The sequence below is a fragment of the Afipia sp. GW821-FHT04G03 genome (assembly GCF_059419985.1).
On record NZ_JBWKSV010000001.1, the window covers coordinates 1,597,565 to 1,614,075 of the forward strand.

13 protein-coding genes are annotated in these 16,511 nt (G+C 63.0%); 6 read left to right on the top strand and 7 right to left on the bottom strand.

Going from position 1 to position 16,511, the window contains the following annotated elements:
• The gene (locus AC07UB_RS07615; protein WP_492792553.1) at positions 1-3,645 is read right to left on the bottom strand and encodes an AsmA family protein; all 3,645 of its coding nucleotides are present in this window, start codon (positions 3,643-3,645) and stop codon (positions 1-3) included.
• 180 nt (positions 3,646-3,825) lie between these two features.
• Here AC07UB_RS07615 and AC07UB_RS07620 point away from each other — a divergent pair, with 180 nt between their 5' ends.
• On the top strand, positions 3,826-4,677 hold the full coding sequence (locus AC07UB_RS07620) for a class I SAM-dependent methyltransferase (RefSeq protein ID WP_492792552.1): 852 nt from the start codon (positions 3,826-3,828) through the stop codon (positions 4,675-4,677).
• Positions 4,678-4,683: 6 nt separating this feature from the next.
• On the opposite strand, the gene AC07UB_RS07625 is transcribed toward AC07UB_RS07620, so the two are convergent.
• Both AC07UB_RS07625 and AC07UB_RS07630 read right to left on the bottom strand, forming a co-directional pair.
• Positions 4,684-5,490, bottom strand: coding sequence for a 2-keto-4-pentenoate hydratase (locus AC07UB_RS07625; RefSeq protein WP_492792551.1), 807 nt, complete (start codon positions 5,488-5,490; stop codon positions 4,684-4,686).
• A gap of 14 nt (positions 5,491-5,504) precedes the next feature.
• Positions 5,505-6,917 (bottom strand): FAD-binding oxidoreductase, encoded by a 1,413-nt coding sequence (locus tag AC07UB_RS07630; RefSeq protein WP_492792550.1) that lies wholly within the window; start codon positions 6,915-6,917, stop codon positions 5,505-5,507.
• 95 nt (positions 6,918-7,012) lie between these two features.
• Here AC07UB_RS07630 and AC07UB_RS07635 point away from each other — a divergent pair, with 95 nt between their 5' ends.
• Complete coding sequence (locus AC07UB_RS07635; protein WP_492792549.1) at positions 7,013-7,531, top strand: thioesterase family protein; 519 nt, start codon at positions 7,013-7,015, stop codon at positions 7,529-7,531.
• Between the two features lie 14 nt (positions 7,532-7,545).
• On the opposite strand, the gene AC07UB_RS07640 is transcribed toward AC07UB_RS07635, so the two are convergent.
• A complete protein-coding gene (locus AC07UB_RS07640) occupies positions 7,546-7,719 on the bottom strand; it encodes a DUF1328 domain-containing protein (RefSeq protein ID WP_046829548.1) in 174 nt (57 codons plus the stop codon).
• Positions 7,720-7,989: 270 nt separating this feature from the next.
• Here AC07UB_RS07640 and AC07UB_RS07645 point away from each other — a divergent pair, with 270 nt between their 5' ends.
• The 3 genes from AC07UB_RS07645 to AC07UB_RS07655 all read left to right on the top strand — a co-directional run bounded on the left by AC07UB_RS07645 (position 7,990) and on the right by AC07UB_RS07655 (position 12,261).
• On the top strand, positions 7,990-10,455 hold the full coding sequence (locus AC07UB_RS07645; protein WP_494651505.1) for an ATP-dependent helicase: 2,466 nt from the start codon (positions 7,990-7,992) through the stop codon (positions 10,453-10,455).
• Between the two features lie 124 nt (positions 10,456-10,579).
• Entirely contained in the window at positions 10,580-11,503 is a 924-nt protein-coding gene (locus AC07UB_RS07650; RefSeq protein ID WP_494651503.1) for an ABC transporter ATP-binding protein, read from the top strand.
• Positions 11,500-12,261 carry an ABC transporter permease gene (locus AC07UB_RS07655; RefSeq protein WP_492792545.1) on the top strand — a complete coding sequence of 254 codons (762 nt, stop codon included), beginning with the start codon at positions 11,500-11,502 and terminating at the stop codon, positions 12,259-12,261. The genes AC07UB_RS07650 and AC07UB_RS07655 overlap by 4 nt, the downstream gene beginning before the upstream one ends.
• A gap of 36 nt (positions 12,262-12,297) precedes the next feature.
• On the opposite strand, the gene AC07UB_RS07660 is transcribed toward AC07UB_RS07655, so the two are convergent.
• The gene (locus tag AC07UB_RS07660; RefSeq protein ID WP_492792544.1) at positions 12,298-12,600 is read right to left on the bottom strand and encodes a hypothetical protein; all 303 of its coding nucleotides are present in this window, start codon (positions 12,598-12,600) and stop codon (positions 12,298-12,300) included.
• A 219-nt stretch (positions 12,601-12,819) separates the two neighbouring features.
• Positions 12,820-13,128: a hypothetical protein gene (locus tag AC07UB_RS07665; RefSeq protein ID WP_492792543.1), complete on the bottom strand. Its 309-nt coding sequence runs from the start codon at positions 13,126-13,128 to the stop codon at positions 12,820-12,822.
• A 216-nt stretch (positions 13,129-13,344) separates the two neighbouring features.
• Between AC07UB_RS07665 and AC07UB_RS07670 the strand changes: the two genes are divergently transcribed.
• Positions 13,345-14,124: a L,D-transpeptidase gene (locus AC07UB_RS07670; RefSeq protein WP_492792542.1), complete on the top strand. Its 780-nt coding sequence runs from the start codon at positions 13,345-13,347 to the stop codon at positions 14,122-14,124.
• A gap of 26 nt (positions 14,125-14,150) precedes the next feature.
• On the opposite strand, the gene AC07UB_RS07675 is transcribed toward AC07UB_RS07670, so the two are convergent.
• The gene (locus tag AC07UB_RS07675) at positions 14,151-16,421 is read right to left on the bottom strand and encodes a spermidine synthase (RefSeq protein WP_492792541.1); all 2,271 of its coding nucleotides are present in this window, start codon (positions 16,419-16,421) and stop codon (positions 14,151-14,153) included.
• Positions 16,422-16,511: the final 90 nt, after the last annotated feature.

Here is a 16,511-nt window from a genome sequence, read left to right on the forward strand (position 1 = left end):
TCAAAACGTCCGGGACGCCGGCGGGGGTGCCGCCGAACGCGGTCTCGGCGTCTGCAAGACTCCCGGTGCGGGCTTGATGTTGATCGGCGGCGGCAGCGGCTGCACCTGCACATTGCCAGTCGACGGTTCGGGCGGCGCACTCGGCCGAGCCGGCGGCGCAACCGGGGCCCGCGGCTGCACGGTTTTCGCGCCGGAGTTCTTCCGCCGGGGATCGCGGATTGGAATTTTCACCTCCGACGGTGCAAGGGGCTCGGCCGTGGGCAGCGTTTCATCCCACAGGTTTTCGAATTCTGCTTCAGGCGTGACACCGCGCTCAAGCTGATCGAGCCTGCGCGTTTCACGATCGATCGCGCGCATCCCGAGCCACGACGACAACGCTGCGACGTCGACCGCGCGCGCCAAGCCATCCGGCGACCCGTTCAGATCGACACGAATTTCAGGACGCCCGCTGATCGGCTTTGTATTGATCGGCGACATGATCGCGCGAAGGTCCGCCTGATCGGCGAGCAGATCGTAACCGCCGGCGATGGCGACACGAGCCCGCGCAGACTGAAACGTCGCCGCCTCGACCCGCAGCCGGCCATCCTTGATGGTGAACGGAATCTGCGCCGATGGAACGCTCAGTGCGCCAGCGGCCAGTACCGGCTCGACGATTTCTTTCAGCTTGAGATCGTCGATCGCCTGCCCGCCATCGCTGGCGCGAAGTGCGACTTCGAAGGCGCGCGTATCGAGCCCCGTGATCTGCGCATCCGTCAGCGTCAGCGTCCCGCCGCCTGACAATGCGCCGGTCAATCCCGCAGCGCTGCGGCCCTGTCCCGCGAGTGTCATCTGCAGCGCTGCCTTGCCGCTCGGCATCGCGAGGTTGCGATAGCGCAACGACGCGCCGTCGACGCCCGACAATTGCAGACGCGCGTTAAACGACGCGCCTTGATTTGGTCCCTGCGCGGTCTGCCGCGCATCGAAGTCGAGCATCGCCTCGCCGCCGCCGATACCGGCTTTGACATTTTCCAGCACCAGCGATTGCCCGTCGCCCTTGATCGCGCCGCTGACGGGCCGCATCTCGCCGCCACCCGGCAGCGTCCCGCTCAATACCTGAAACGCCAGACGCCCACGCCAGCCGCGCAGCCAGCCTTTGTTGAGCGGAGACGATGCATCGTGACCCGCCGCGCCGAACGCCAGCCCGGTCACTGCGGCAATATCGAGCGTATCGAGTCCGATTTCACCATCGACGCCGATCTCGTCGCCGCGCGTCAGCGTCAACCGTCCGCGCACGCGCGATCCGCCCACGGTGGCGTCGAGACCGTCAAAGGTGAAGGCGTTACCCGACATACCGAGTTTCGACGACAGCGCGATTCCGAGCGATGGCACGCTTCCCGGCTTCAGATCGAACAGTACGGCCAGATCCGCACGGCGCACCGCCATTGTCAGCGCCGCCGTGGGTTGATCCTCCCAGGGGTTACCGGCGCCTTGAATGTCGCCATCGATGCCCGCCCCCGTCAGTTTCGCTTTCAGTTGCAGCGGCGAGCCCCAAACACCCATGACCGACGACTCGAACTGCGCAGGACCGTCCTGCGCCGAAACGACACGATCAAGACCGAGCGATGACAACATCGACGCGGTCTGGTCCGCGGCGAACTTCGTCTCAAGATTAAACTCGCTGCCGCGCAGCACCGCGAGGTCAAACCCGCGCGCAAGATCAATGCTCGGAGACGCGGTCAGCGTCATCGCACCCTTGATCCGCGGCGAGTCGATGTCGATAACGGCGCGCGCATCGGTGCGGCCGGAGCGATCCTTCGCCTTGCCGAGATCGGCGGAGAGTTGCACGCGCGCCGCGCCGCCGCCTTGCGACGCCGTGTTCAGCCGCTCAGCGACAGCGGGTGCGAACGGCGCGATGAAGCTGCCGATCCTTGCAAGCGATGGCGCGGTTGCGGTCAACGCGAGCTTGCCGCTGCCCTCAATGCGATCGAACGAGCCCTCGCCGTCGATAGCAAGACCACCACTGGCATCACCGATCCGAATTCGGTCGAGCGCGATGGTTTTCGGGCCGTAGCTGAAATTCATTCCGGCGGGCCGGAGTTCCTGCCCCGCGATGACGGCGCTTGCGGCGTCGAGCGAGATTTGCGCCTCGTCCGGCCACGCCGACTGCGGTCCGGCCAGCATCGCAACAAGCGACGAGGCGGACTCAAAATCAAGGCTCGCGGCTTTCAACGCGGCTTCAAACCGCGTCTTGCCGTCGGCGACTGTCAGAAGCGCGAGACGCCCGTCCATAGCGCCGCCGTTGATGTCGGCTTTCATACTTTCAAGCACGATACGATCCGCCGCCACCGTCGCATCGCCGCTCAGGCGCAGCGGCTTCTGGTTGCGGTACGTCACGTCGCCGCGCCCTTGCAGCCACGCCGCGAGCGCGTCCGGATCGGCCGATTCGATATTGACCGGACCCGTGAAACGAGCGGACGGCTGCGCAATCCCGCCGCTGGCCGAGATTCGCGTTGCGCCCGGCGCGCGCATCTCGAACTTGCCGATGGTCCATGCCTTGTCGTCGCCACGCAATTCGACAGCGATGTTCTGAAGCGGACGGCCGCCAAGCGCGATCTGGTCGGCGCTGAGTTCGATCTGCGCTAGAAGCGGCAGCGACGGCAGCGAGGTCACGAGCGTGCGCAGCGCCGGCAACAGCCGCAGCGGTTCGGCGTTGGCCGAGCTTCTAGCCAGCAAACGGTCCGCATCGAGTTGCCGCGCCGACAAGGCGAGATGCAACAACGGCGACGCGCCGAACCTGATATCGCCGCTGCCAATGAGGCGCAGCGCATTGTCCTCCGGACCGAATCCGGCTTCGACCTGCTCGAACGTTGCGGACGACGGAGTGGCCTTCACCCGCGATGTCAGCCTCCACGGCTGGCCGGGGTCTGCGGTCTTGACGTCTGCCGGCCGCGCCAACGTCAGCCCGCCGTCGAATTTCGGCACGGCGTTATCGAACGTCAGAACGCCATCGAGATCGGTCAGCAGCGGCCGCTCGCCCGGGTCGGTCATGAATCGCACACGCGTGCCTTTGCCGTCGGCGCTCTGGCCCGACGAGAGACGGAACGGCGTTCGCGCACTGAGCAGCGTGAACGATCCCTCCCCCCGCGCGCTGCCCGCGGCCCCGCGTATGTCCCCGCTGAAGTTGAGGTCGTCGATCCGCAGCGTCGCTCCGCTCGACGCATCGTGGAACGCGACACGTCCCGCGATGTTCATCCGGTTGATGGCGAGCGATCCGAGATTGAAGCGGCCCGTCGTCGCCGGCCATTCAAAACGACCCTGACGGTCGAGACCGAGATCGAGCACGAAACCATCCAGCGACAACTCGCTCGCGCGCCATTCGCCCCGCATCAGCGAGCCAAGTTCGAATTCGACGTCCAGTTTTTCCGCCCGGACCCTGGCGGGATCTTTCTCGCTGCCGACGGCGACCGATCGCAGCCGCAACGTGGGCGTCGGCAGCAAAAGCGCGTCGAGTTTGCCGTTGACGCGCACCGGCATCCCGAGGACACGGGAGGCTTCCGCCTCGAACTGCGGGCGAAACTGGTTCCAGTCGATAAAATACGGCCCGACCAGCGCCGCGATCAGCGCCAGAATAAATGCAATGGCCAGTCCAAGCAGCGTTGTCTGCAAGGTTTTACCTCAGCGAGGGATCGGCCGATCTTGCGCCGGTCGTCATAGGACATGACGGGGCTCAGCCGCGACCGTCAAGTGCCACGCACAGCGCAAATATTGAACCAACCGGCTGCTTCGAATACTAAGTTTAACAGGCTCCCTTCACAACCCTGCAAACCGGCAGACGCGATGTCCGAAATGACCTCACGACCACCCGACAGAACAGGCGCGTCGCCTGACGCCATCAAGTCGCATTACGACATGGGCAACGATTTTTTCCGGCTCGTGCTCGATCCAGAGATGATTTACTCATGCGCGCTGTTCGCGGACGACGACGATCTCGTCACAGCCCAGCGCCGCAAGCTCGATCATCATATCGACGCTGCTTCGGCGGCGAATAAAGCGCGGGTTCTCGACATCGGATGCGGCTGGGGCGCGATGCTGCGGCGGCTGGTCGATCACGCGGGCGCCGGACATGCGGTCGGGCTCACGCTCAGTCCATCGCAGGCAAGCTGGATTCGTGAAACCCGCAATCCGAAAATCGAAGTCATCGAGCAGGACTGGCGCGATCACAAGCCGGACCGCCGCTACGACGCCATCATCTCGGTCGGCGCGTTCGAGCATTTCGTGCAAAAGGGCCTCGACCCCAAGATCAAGCTCGACGCCTATCGCAAGTTCTTCGCCTGGTGCGACAGCGTGCTCGTCACCGGCGGCAGGCTGTCGCTGCAAACCATCGCCTATTCCGAACGGCACAAGGTCCTGCCGCTGCTGGAAAAGACCTTCCCTGAAAGCGACCTCCCGCTGGAATGGGAGCCGATCGCCGCTGCCGAAGGCACCTTCAGCCTGATCGCGGCGCGCAACGATGCGGATCACTATTACCGGACACTGCGGATGTGGGAGCAGAACCTGCTCACGCATTACCAGGAAGCGGTCGCGCTGGTCGGCGACGAACGCGCCGACGAATTCCGGCGTTATCTCCGGCTATCGGCGACGGGCTTCCGGATGGGCATGGTCAGCCTGATGCGCATGAGCTTCGTGAAGAAGCACTGATCGCGGTCAGGTGAATGTAACGTCGATCTGGCCGAGCGGAATTCCTGATACCGTCGTCGTCCAGCGTTCGCCGGGCTTGATCGGCATCGCGCGGGTCAGTGTGCCCGTGGTAACGATCTCTCCCGCTGCGAGCCCCGGATTCACATCGTCCTGCGCCAGCACGCCGACAAAGTGGCGCAACGCCGACAGCGGCCCGCCGAGAACGTTGCGCGCATGGCCGCGATCCACGACATCGCCGTTGCACGCGAGTTCGACGTCGAAATTCGCAAGCTGCTTCAGCCATTGTCCGGCATTGCCCGACACCGGATGCCGCTCACCGATCAGCATCGCGCCGTGCAGACCGAACGCCGCCACCGTATCGGCTGCGGCGAATTTCCAGTCGGGATAAATCGATTGTACGATCTCGTACCCGAGTGCCACCCATCCGACGCAGGACAGCAGCGCGCGCTCGTCCATCGCCGCATCAGGCGCGACGTCGAGACCGAAAACGATTTCCGGCTCAATTCGCGGATCGGTCAGATCGGCCAGCGACGCTTTCGCATTCGTCTCGCCCAGATTGTGGACCGTGCGATCGTACATATAGCCCCAAATCGGGCCGTTGACGTTGTATTGCGCCCAGATCGTGCTGTTGGTGAAGCCGATCTTGCGGCCCAGCACATTTTCGCCGCGCGCCTCGCGCATCTGACGGACGACCGGCGTCACCATATAGGCCTCGTCCAGACCGAACGCCGGATCGCGCGACGAAAACGGCGCAATCTGCCGGCCCTGACCGAGAACCGACAGGGCCTCCGCAGCGATGCTCTGCGCGTCCATGCTGCTCGACCTTGTCACGCGGGGAGAATTTTTCCGGGGTTCAGAATGTTGTGCGGATCAAGCGCCATTTTTAGAGCGCGCATCGCCTGCACTGCTTCCGGCCCGAGTTCTGTCTCCAGATACTGCTGCTTGCCCTGCCCGATACCGTGCTCACCGGTGCAAGTACCACCCATGGCCTGCGCACGCTCCACCAGACGGTGCAGGAAACCATCCGCGCGCTGCATCTCGTCGGGATCGTTGACATCAACTAGCATCGAGCAATGGAAATTACCGTCGCCCACATGGCCCACGATCGGAGACAAGAGCCCGACCGTTTCCAGATCCTTCTCGGTCGCGACCACGCATTCCGCCAGCCGCGAGATCGGCACGCAGACATCCGTCGCTACCGCCTGCGCGCCGGGGCGAAGTCCGCGCACCGCCCAATAGGCGTCATGCCGCGCCTGCCACAGCCGGGTGCGGTCTTCCTGCCGCGTGGTCCATTCGAATGCGCCGCCGCCACATTCCCTGGCGATCTCGGCAAACATCTGCGACTGCTCGGCGACGTCCGCTTCGGTGCCGTGGAATTCCAGCAGCAGCAGCGGCGTCTCCGGCAGAGACAGCTTTGAATAAGCGTTGCAGGCCTTCACCTGCGCGGCGTTCAGCAGTTCGATGCGCGCCAGCGGTATTCCGGTTTGAATGGCGAGAATGGTCGCATTGCAGGCACCCTGCACGGTCACGAACGAACACGACGCCGCCGCGATGCTTTGGGGAATGCCGCGCAGCTTGATGGTCAACTCGGAAATGATGCCGAGCGTGCCTTCCGCGCCGACGAACAGATGCGTGAGATCGTAACCCGCCGAGGATTTCTTCGCGCGCGTACCGGTCGTAATGATCTCGCCATCGGCGCGCACCACCTTCAGCGCCAGCACGTTGTCGCGCATGGTGCCGTAACGGACGGCGTTGGTGCCTGACGCGCGGGTCGATGCCATGCCGCCGATGGAGGCGTCCGCGCCGGGATCGATCGGAAAAAACAAACCCTGATCGCGCAGATGCTCGTTGAGCGCCTTGCGCGTCACGCCGGGCTCGATCACGCAATCGAGATCGTCGGCGTGGACGTCGATGATGCGATTCATCTCGCGCAGATCGATGCAAATGCCGCCCGCCGGCGCGTTGACCTGCCCTTCCAGCGAGGTGCCCGTGCCGAACGCGATCACTGGCACGCGCCGCTCGGCGCAAATCCGCACCACGTCCTGAATGTCCGCCGTGTTCTGAGCCAGCACGACGGCGTCCGGCGGCTGCGGCGGCAGCCATGTGGTGGTATGGGCGTGCTGATCGCGCACCGCCTGCGAGGTGATGAGATTGTTGCCGAACCGCGCGGCAAGCGCTTCAATCGCGCTCGAAACCGCCGATGGCGCGGGACGTGTCAGGGCTGCGTTGGAAAAGGCCACGGTTGCTCATCTCTAGGGAAGCTGTTGTGGCGCTGACCGTGGCAAAGGATGTATAGCGGGTCAAGAGAGAGTGCCGACTCGAACCGGGAATAGAGATGACATCGAGTACGCTTCCGAAAAACAATGCGCCGCAACAAATCGCGGCACCGTTCCTCACCACCGTGATGCAGATCGAACCGCAATGGATCGATTACAACGGCCACCTGAACATGGCCTACTACAACGTGCTGTTCGACCGCGGCATCGACCAGATGTGGCTCGAACTCGGCATCGGCCCCGACTACATGAAAGAGCGCAATGGATCGACGTTTACGGCGGAATGCCACGTGCGTTATCTGCGCGAAGTCCATCTCGGCGATCCGGTGCAAGTGTCGGTTTACCTCGTCGCGGCGGACGAAAAACGGATTCACACCTTCGAGGAATTGCGCCACGCGACCGAGGGATGGATTTCAGCGACCTCGGAAAACATGACGCTGCACGTCGATATGACGACACGGAAGACAGCGCCGTTTCCGCCCGACATCGCAACGCGTATACGTGAGGTGGTAGCGGCGCATGGCGCCGTCGGGCAGCCGGACGGCATAGGCCGACGCATCGCAATGCCGGTCAAATAACGCCAAAGCCGCCTTTACGGACCAGTACCGCGCCGCGCCAGACCGACAACGGCGGAAATCAGGAACAGGATCAGCGCGACGAAAAACACGATCTTGGCGATTTCGATCGACGCACCCGCGATGCCGCCGAAGCCCAACAGGCCCGCGACCAGCGCGATAATCAAGAATGTGACGACCCAACTCATCATGACACGCTCCTGCGTTCGTTTCGGGGGAGCGGCGTGCGCTCCATCTGTAAAAACAATCCGGTGCAGGATCGAAAGTTCCATCCCCGCAAAGAGGCCCCAACCCTGAAGAATCAGCCTCCAAACGGAAGAAATCCGCTCAATCCCGGCAAATAACGCCCCCACAGACGGCGCTGTCGGAACGACGCCGGAATGCCTATATGTTCCGTAATCCTGATATGAAGTCTCCCCTTCCCGGTGTCGCGATGTCATCGTGGCCTAAAGACGAATCGCATGACCGAGCCAAACAAGCTGCCGCCGCAAGATATTTCCCGCGACGTGCCGAACCACCAGCCTGCCGCTGGCGGCATCGCCGCGCGGGCGCGCGCGTCGGCGGCCCCGCAATATCTCTCGGCGCTCAATCCCGAGCAGCGTGATGCGGTGGAAACGCTGGACGGCCCGGTGCTGGTTCTGGCCGGCGCGGGCACCGGCAAGACGCGCGTGCTGACCTCGCGCATCGCGCATATCCTGTCGATGGGCCGCGCACGGCCCCACGAAATTCTTTCCGTCACCTTCACCAACAAGGCGGCGCGCGAGATGAAGCACCGTCTCGGCCAGATGCTCGGCCAGGCGGTCGAGGGCATGCCGTGGCTCGGCACGTTTCACTCCATCGGCGGACGCATCCTGCGCTATCACGCAGAACTGGTGCAGTTGAAATCCAACTTCACCGTGCTCGATGTCGATGACCAGGTCCGGCTCCTCAAGCAGTTGCTGCAGGCCGAAGGGATCGACGACAAGCGCTGGCCCGCTCGGATGCTGGCCGGACTGATCGACGGCTGGAAAAATCGCGGACTGCCCCCGTCGCAGGTGCCTGCCGGCGAAGCCGCCGTGTTCGGCAACGGCAAGGGCGGCAAACTTTACGCGACCTATCAGGAGCGGCTGAAAATTCTCAACGCCGCCGATTTCGGCGATCTCCTGCTGGAGAACATCCGGCTGTTCCGCGAGCATCCGGACGTGCTGCGGCAGTATCAAAACCGCTTCAAATACATTCTGGTCGACGAATATCAGGACACCAACGTCGCGCAATATCTCTGGCTACGGCTGCTGGCGCAGGCGCCGTCGTCTCCGATCGCGCTTCCCGCATCCGGCGACAGCGCACCCGCCCCCCTCGCCGCACCGAAGAACATCTGTTGTGTCGGCGACGACGACCAGTCGATCTACGGCTGGCGCGGTGCGGAAGTCGACAACATCCTGCGCTTCGACCACGACTTTCCCGGCGCGAAAGTGATCCGGCTCGAGCGCAATTATCGCTCGACGGGACATATCCTCGCCGCGGCCTCGCACCTGATCGCGCACAACGAAGGTCGCCTTGGCAAGACACTGCGCACCGAGGACATCGACGGCGAAAAAGTCACCGTCACCGGCTCGTGGGATTCCGAGGAAGAAGCCCGCGCCATCGGCGAGGAAATCGAGCAGTTGCAGCGCGCGGGCAGCAAGCTCAACGAGATCGCCATTCTGGTACGCGCCTCGTTCCAGATGCGCGAGTTTGAAGACCGCTTTGTCACCCTCGGGCTGAATTACCGCGTGATCGGCGGTCCAAGATTTTATGAGCGCGCGGAAATCCGCGACGCACTGGCCTATCTGCGCGTGATCAATTCGCCCGCCGACGACCTCGCCTTCGAGCGCATCGTCAACACGCCGAAACGCGGACTTGGTGACGCCACCGTGCAGATGCTGCACGATATCGGGCGCAAGCGCCGCATTCCGCTCACCGAAGCGGCGCGCGCCGTGATCGAGACCGACGAGTTGAAGCCGAAGGCGCGCGGCAGCCTCCGTGACGTGATGATGAATTTCGACCGCTGGCGCGCGCAGCGCGACATCGTTCCGCACACGCAGTTGGCCGAAATCGTGCTGGATGAATCCGGTTACACCGAAATGTGGCAGAAGGACCGCTCCGCCGACGCCGCCGGACGTCTGGAGAACCTGAAAGAACTCGTGCGCTCGATGGAGGAGTTCGAGAACCTGCAAGGTTTCCTCGAACATATCTCGCTGGTGATGGACCGCGAAGGCAACGCCGATGACGACGCGGTGTCGCTGATGACGCTGCATTCCGCCAAGGGACTGGAATTCAACAATGTGTTCCTGCCCGGCTGGGAAGAAGGATTGTTTCCCAGTCAGCGCACGCTCGACGAACAGGGCCGCGCGGGCCTGGAGGAAGAACGCCGCCTTGCCCATGTCGGTATTACGCGCGCGCGCAAACGCGCCAAACTTTACTTCGCTACCAACCGGCGCATTCACGGCTCATGGACGACGACGATTCCGTCGCGTTTTCTCGATGAATTGCCCGCGGACAATGTGGAGATCACCGAGAGCAAGGGCGGCTCGGGCTGGGGCGGCGCAGGCGGCTACGGCACGTCACGCTTCGACAATGTCGAGACATTCGGTTCGAGCTATACGACGCCGGGCTGGCAGCGCGCGCAGGCCAACCGCGCACGCAACGGCGGCAAGGGCTTCGACGAGACCGGCGCGCGTTACGATTCCGGTTCGCGCGGCGGCTTCAGCCGCAAGCCAACCGTGATCGAAGGCGAGCTGATCGCAAAATCCACCGGCGCGAATTCGGAATTCTCGCCCGGCGACCGGGTATTCCATCAGAAATTCGGCTATGGCCGCGTCGCCAAGGTCGACGGCAACAAGCTCACCATCGCGTTCGAAAAGGCCGGTGAAAAGAAGGTGGTCGACAGCTTCGTGACGCGGGCATAACGCGCGGATCCGGGATGCCACGAAAGAATTTTTGATGCGCGCCGCGCCATCCGAATAGGCGTTATGCATTGCGCGGGGACGCCGGGACGCCTATGTCATGCTCCCGCCTCCACAGATCGCACCCATGTCCCCTATCATCTCCATCTCCAACGTCTCGAAGACCTATGCGTCCGGCTTCACCGCGCTGAAGAATATCAACCTTGATATTCGCCGCGGCGAGATCTTCGCTCTGCTCGGACCAAACGGCGCCGGCAAGACCACGCTCATCAGCGTGATCTGCGGCCTCGCGGTGCAGACCGCAGGCACGGTGACGGTGGACGGCCACGACATCGTCAAGGACTATCGCGCCGCGCGCTCGCTGATCGGGCTGGTGCCGCAGGAACTGCATACCGACGCATGGGAGTCGCCGTGGTCGACCGCCTCGTTCAGCCGCGGCCTGTTCGGCAAGCCGAAAAACCCTGCGCATATCGAAAAGGTGCTGAAAGATCTGTCGCTGTGGGACAAGCGCAAGAGCCAGATCATCACGCTGTCGGGCGGCATGAAGCGCCGCGTCATGATCGCCAAGGCGCTGGCGCACGAGCCGCAAATCCTGTTTCTCGACGAGCCGACCGCGGGCGTTGACGTCGAACTGCGCAAGGCGATGTGGGAAGTGGTGCGCGGACTGCGCGACGCCGGCGTGACCATTATTCTCACCACGCATTACATCGAGGAAGCCGAGGAGATGGCCGACCGCGTCGGCGTCATCAACAAAGGCGAGATCGTACTGGTCGAGGAAAAGGCCAAGCTGATGCAGAAGCTCGGCAAGAAGCAGCTCAAGCTGCACCTGCAGGAGAAACTCACCGTCATTCCGCCGTCCCTCGCCGCACATCATCTCGACCTCTCAGCGGACGGCGAGGAACTGGTCTACACCTACGACACCAAGGGTGAGCGCACCGGCATCACATCGCTGCTGAACGACCTCGGCGTGGCCGGAATCAAGTTCAACGATCTCAACACCACACAAAGCTCGCTGGAAGAAATCTTCGTCAGCCTGGTGCATCAATCATGAATTTTCACGCCGTCGCTGCAATCTACAAGTTCGAGATGGCGCGGACCTTCCGCACGCTGCTGCAGAGCGTCGTTTCGCCGGTGATCTCGACATCGCTGTATTTCGTGGTGTTCGGCGCGGCGATCGGCTCGCGCATCACCGAGATCGACGGCATCAGCTACGGCACCTTCATCGTGCCGGGCCTCATCATGCTGTCGCTGCTGACGCAGAGCATCGCCAATGCCTCGTTCGGCATCTACTTCCCGAAGTTCGCCGGCACGATTTACGAATTGCTATCCGCGCCGGTGTCCTCCTTTGAAGCCGTACTGGGCTATGTCGGTGCGGCGGCGACCAAGTCGATCATCCTCGGCCTCATTATTCTTGCCACAGCAGGGTTGTTCGTGCCGCTGAAGATCGCGCACCCAGTCATGATGCTGACATTCCTCGTGCTTACGGCGGTAACGTTCAGCCTGTTCGGCTTCATCATCGGCATCTGGGCCGACGGCTTCGAGAAATTGCAGGTGATCCCGCTGCTGGTGATCACGCCGCTGACGTTCCTCGGCGGCAGCTTCTATTCGATCCACATGCTGCCGCCGGTCTGGCAGACCGTGACGCTGTTCAATCCGGTGGTGTATCTGGTCAGCGGCTTCCGCTGGAGCTTCTTCGAGATCGCCGATGTCAGCGTCGGCCTGAGCCTCGGCATGACGCTCGGATTTCTCGCGCTGTGCATGATCGCCGTGTGGTGGATTTTCCGCACGGGCTATCGGCTCAAGACCTGAGCCCTACAGCCCAAGCTCAATAAACCGGCTGTTTATCTACCGGCCGCGAGGCGCATCATTCGGCGGTGGCGGCACGTCTGCCGGCTGCACGGCGCGCGAAGCACCATCCCCGATGGCTCCCAGCGTACCGGCAACAGCGCCCACACCCGCGCCGACCGCGCCGCCGACCAGACCGCCGACGGGACCTGCCGCAGTCTTGCCCTGGTAAGTGCCCTGGGCTGCGCCGCTGACGGCCCCGTTGATCGGTCCCTGCTGCGCCTGCGACATTGCCGGAAGTGCCAGAAAAGCCAACGCCGTGGCCGCCCGCGCGAAACCTGAAATCGAAGTCTGGATTTTCATTTCAGAAAACCTCCCTGCCCGGCCGAATCCCGGCCCAGTTCAAGCAAATCACGAGACAGGAGGTTGCGTCAGGCGGGACGGAAACGCAATGCGCGGTGGTTTGACGCAATGACCGGCATTGCCTCAATTTGCGGGAGGCCCCGCCCGGCAACGCCCACGAAAAAGCGGCGCACCTGTTGCAGAAGCGCCGCCGGAATTCCAGTGTTCTGCCGCTCTCGATCAGCGGTGACGCCTGTGGTGGCGATAATGGCGATGCTTATAGCTGCGGCGATTGTCGATGCCGAGCACGCCATTCACGCCGCCGACCACACCACCGACACCCGCGCCTACCGCGCCTCCGACGACGCCGCCGACCGGACCCGCGGCGCGGTTGCCCCTGTAAACGCCTTCGTTCGCGCCGCCTTCCATGCCGCGAAAGACGCCCTGGGCGTGCGCCGCGACCGGCAAAGCCAGCAGCGCCAGCGCGGCCGCCACAAACGTGAAGCGCCGATGCGCCGATGTGATCATGAACAAGGCTTCAGTCTTCATCTTTAAATCTCCGTGGAGAGCCGAACTTTGACCCACGTTGCAAACGCGCTGGAACCTGGAAAGTTGCGTCAACTTTGGCGAAAACACGCCTTAAAGACGCGCCGTTCACGAAACCGTTTGGCTGCGGCCGTCAACCTTAAGACCATGACACTGTTAAAAAAGCCATGTTCCATGCTTTATTGCAGTGAAAGGGCTGGGCGAGACGAGGCAACAGTTATGCGTACGATTTTGATTTCGGTGACCGGCTTGATGCTGCTTGCAGGCAGCGCACAGGCTGCGGTTTCCATCCTCGTCGACAAGAACACGCAGCAGATGACCGTCTCCGTTGACGGCGTGCCGCGCTATACTTGGCCGGTGTCCAGCGGCAATCCCTCGCACGAAACGCCGAACGGCAGCTTCAAGACCTTCCGCATGGAAGAGGATCATTACTCGAAGGAATTCGATGATGCGCCGATGCCGAACGCGATCTTCTTCACCAAGCAGGGCCACGCCATTCACGGCACGGATTCGGTCAACCGGCTCGGCAGCCCGGCCTCACACGGTTGCGTGCGGCTGTCGCGCGCCAATGCGTTGAAACTCTGGGATCTCGTCAAGACCGAGGGCCTGCTCAACACCACCGTGACGCTGACGGGTTCGTCGCAGGTGGCGCTCGCGCGAAATCCCAAGGCGCGCACCAACGTCGCGACGACGCGCGGCACCGACGCCTATGGCCAGCCGGTTCAAATCGCACCGCGCGGCGTGGCGCAGGATACGTTCAGCGAAGACCTCAACGCCGCCACGCGTGCGCGTCAGGTGTCGCCCGATCGCATGTACCGCGATCCGTCGTTCCCGCAGGATCAGGCTTACTACGGACCGAGCGATCCCGGCCCGATGCAGCGACGCATCTATCAGTCGCAGGGCGGATATCAGGGTTACGCCCAGGGTTATGAGCAGGATGCCCGCTATCAGCGGCGCGCTCCCGCGCCTCGCGGCGGATATTACTATTACGCGGAGTAATGCGAATTGAGTGAGCGTAACACCGCCTACTCGTCCGGCGTCCTGAGCCGCCGCCACACTGCGCCGAGCACGTTGGAATAATCATCGGTCCAGACCCGCTGGCCTTCGGTGGCCTCCGTCAGAACCCACTTTTCGTCCGATGCGATCTTGCCGACATCGGCTTCCTCGCGCGCCGAGATCACCACCGCCGTGGTGAAGATGTATTCGGCATCGCGGCCAGAATCCTCGTTGTAAACCCAACTCTTCAAATCGTTTTCCTCGGCGATGCCGACGACAACGCTGGCGAGTTCGAGATGGCGGTTGGAGACATGCATCACCACGGCGCCCTGCGGGGCGAGCTTGGCCTTGTAGATCGCCATCGCCTCTTCCGTCGCGAGGTGGATCGGAATCGCATCGGATGAATAGGCGTCGACGATGATCAGGTCGTAGGTGCCGTCCTTCTCCTTGGCGAAGGTCAGCCGCGCATCGCCCATCACGGGCTTCATGTCGGGCTCGCACGAATTGACGAAGGTGAAATATCGCGGATCACGCGCGGTATCGACCATGGTCTGGTCGATCTCGAAGAACGTCCAGTCTTCGCCAGGGGCGGATTGACAGGCGAGCGTGCCGGCGCCGAGACCGATCACCGCCACGCGAATGTTGCCGCCCTTACGCTCGCGGATCGCTGCGATCGCCCGGCCCATGCCACCGTCCTTGTGATAATAGCTGATCGGCTCCGGACGGCCCGTGATCGGCGTTCCATCATTCTCCTGGAATTTCTGCGCGCCGTGAATCGTCGTGCCGTGCATCAGAACGTGATACTGGCTGTTCATCACGACCTTGTGGACGCCGAAGAAGCTGCGCACCGTTTCCACGCGGCCGTCGTCCGACGGATAGACACGGACCAGAACCAGTCCCAGCGCCACCAGCGTGGCGATCTGCCAGCGGCCAATCTTCCACAGTACCGCCAGCACCATCATGACGACGGCGACAATCGTGACCATCCAGACCCGATTAAGTTCGAGGAACGCTTCGGTCTCCCCGGACTTGAAAGAAAGTCCTATCAGCACTACCGCAGCCACGATTGCGACCAGCCAAAGCGCGATGCCGCCGCGAACGGTTGAGGTTTCCTGCGGACGGCACAGCGCGGCCAGCGCCAGCAGGATCGGATATTCGGCAATCCATGAAAACGTGTACGGCGCGATCAGGCCCGCGAACAATCCGCCGACCATGCCGCCGAACGACAGCGCGACATAGAAGCCGGTGAGATAGCTCGCCGCGGGCCGCGTGCGGGCCAGTTCGCCGTGGCACGCCATGGCAATGATGAAGAAACAGACCAGATGACCGCCGAGGGTCAGCAGCAGATTCTGTTCGCCGCCGATCACCAGCAGAATCATGACGCCCGCGATGGCGAGCGGTTGCAGCAGCAGCATGAAACGATGCGGCAGCAGCGGCCGCGACTGGAACACCAGCACCCATGTCAGAAGATAGAGCGACAGCGGCAGCACCCACAGCAAGGGCGCCGCGGCGACATCGGTCGAGATATGCGCGGTCACTGCAATCAGCAGGCCCGACGGCACGGCTGCGAGAAACACCCAGCGCAGCCGCGTGCTCCACGCGGGAGCCGGCGCATCGCCGTCGCTGGCGCGGGTCGCTTCCACGGTCATCGGCGGCGAGCGCATCAGCAGCACGCCGCACGCCGCGATCAGCACGATCAGCAATCCGTACCCGCCGGTCCAGATCAGGTTCTGGCTCCGCAGCGTGAACATCGGCTCCAGCAGCACGGGATACGACAGCAGGGCGAGAAAGCTGCCGATGTTCGACGACGCATACAGAAAATAAGGATCGGGACCCTGTGGATGGCCGGTGCGGACGAACCACGCCTGGAGCATCGGGTTGTTGGCGGCGAGCGCGAAGAACGGCAGGCCGATCGAGACCGTGAACAGCCCCAGCAGCCAGAACGCATAACCGCTCGCCGGCGGCTCGCCCCACCCGCTTGCGATCGACAGCGGCAAGGTCAGCAGCGCCACCGCCAGTACCACGAGATGGATCACGACCGGAGCCACGCGGCTCTTCAGCGTCATGAGATAATGCGCGTAGGCGTATCCGCCGAGCAGCAGCGACTGGAAGAACACCATCGCCACCGACCACACCGCAGGCGATCCGCCCAGCCGCGGCAGCACCATTTTCGTGAACAGCGGTTGCACCGAAAACAGCAGCAGGGCGCTGGTGAAAATCGCTGCGGTGTAGACCACCAGAACGAGCGTATTCCTCGCGCCGGTGGACTGGCTCGCGGATTCGGACGGCACAGACGTCATGAAGGCTCCGGACATTCCCGGCAAATCACCGGAGTGCGGCGGAGTGGATCATAGCCTCGGACTTCGGGCAATAACATGCACGTGATAGAA

Coding starts and splice junctions, on each gene's coding strand:
- AC07UB_RS07635 (WP_492792549.1), top strand. CDS start 7,013: ATGACATCGAGTACGCTTCCGAAAAACAATGCGCCGCAACAAATCGCG.
- AC07UB_RS07645 (WP_494651505.1), top strand. CDS start 7,990: ATGACCGAGCCAAACAAGCTGCCGCCGCAAGATATTTCCCGCGACGTG.
- AC07UB_RS07655 (WP_492792545.1), top strand. CDS start 11,500: ATGAATTTTCACGCCGTCGCTGCAATCTACAAGTTCGAGATGGCGCGG.
- AC07UB_RS07660 (WP_492792544.1), bottom strand. CDS start 12,600: ATGAAAATCCAGACTTCGATTTCAGGTTTCGCGCGGGCGGCCACGGCG.
- AC07UB_RS07650 (WP_494651503.1), top strand. CDS start 10,580: ATGTCCCCTATCATCTCCATCTCCAACGTCTCGAAGACCTATGCGTCC.
- AC07UB_RS07675 (WP_492792541.1), bottom strand. CDS start 16,421: ATGACGTCTGTGCCGTCCGAATCCGCGAGCCAGTCCACCGGCGCGAGG.
- AC07UB_RS07665 (WP_492792543.1), bottom strand. CDS start 13,128: ATGAAGACTGAAGCCTTGTTCATGATCACATCGGCGCATCGGCGCTTC.
- AC07UB_RS07620 (WP_492792552.1), top strand. CDS start 3,826: ATGACCTCACGACCACCCGACAGAACAGGCGCGTCGCCTGACGCCATC.
- AC07UB_RS07670 (WP_492792542.1), top strand. CDS start 13,345: ATGCGTACGATTTTGATTTCGGTGACCGGCTTGATGCTGCTTGCAGGC.
- AC07UB_RS07640 (WP_046829548.1), bottom strand. CDS start 7,719: ATGATGAGTTGGGTCGTCACATTCTTGATTATCGCGCTGGTCGCGGGC.
- AC07UB_RS07625 (WP_492792551.1), bottom strand. CDS start 5,490: ATGGACGCGCAGAGCATCGCTGCGGAGGCCCTGTCGGTTCTCGGTCAG.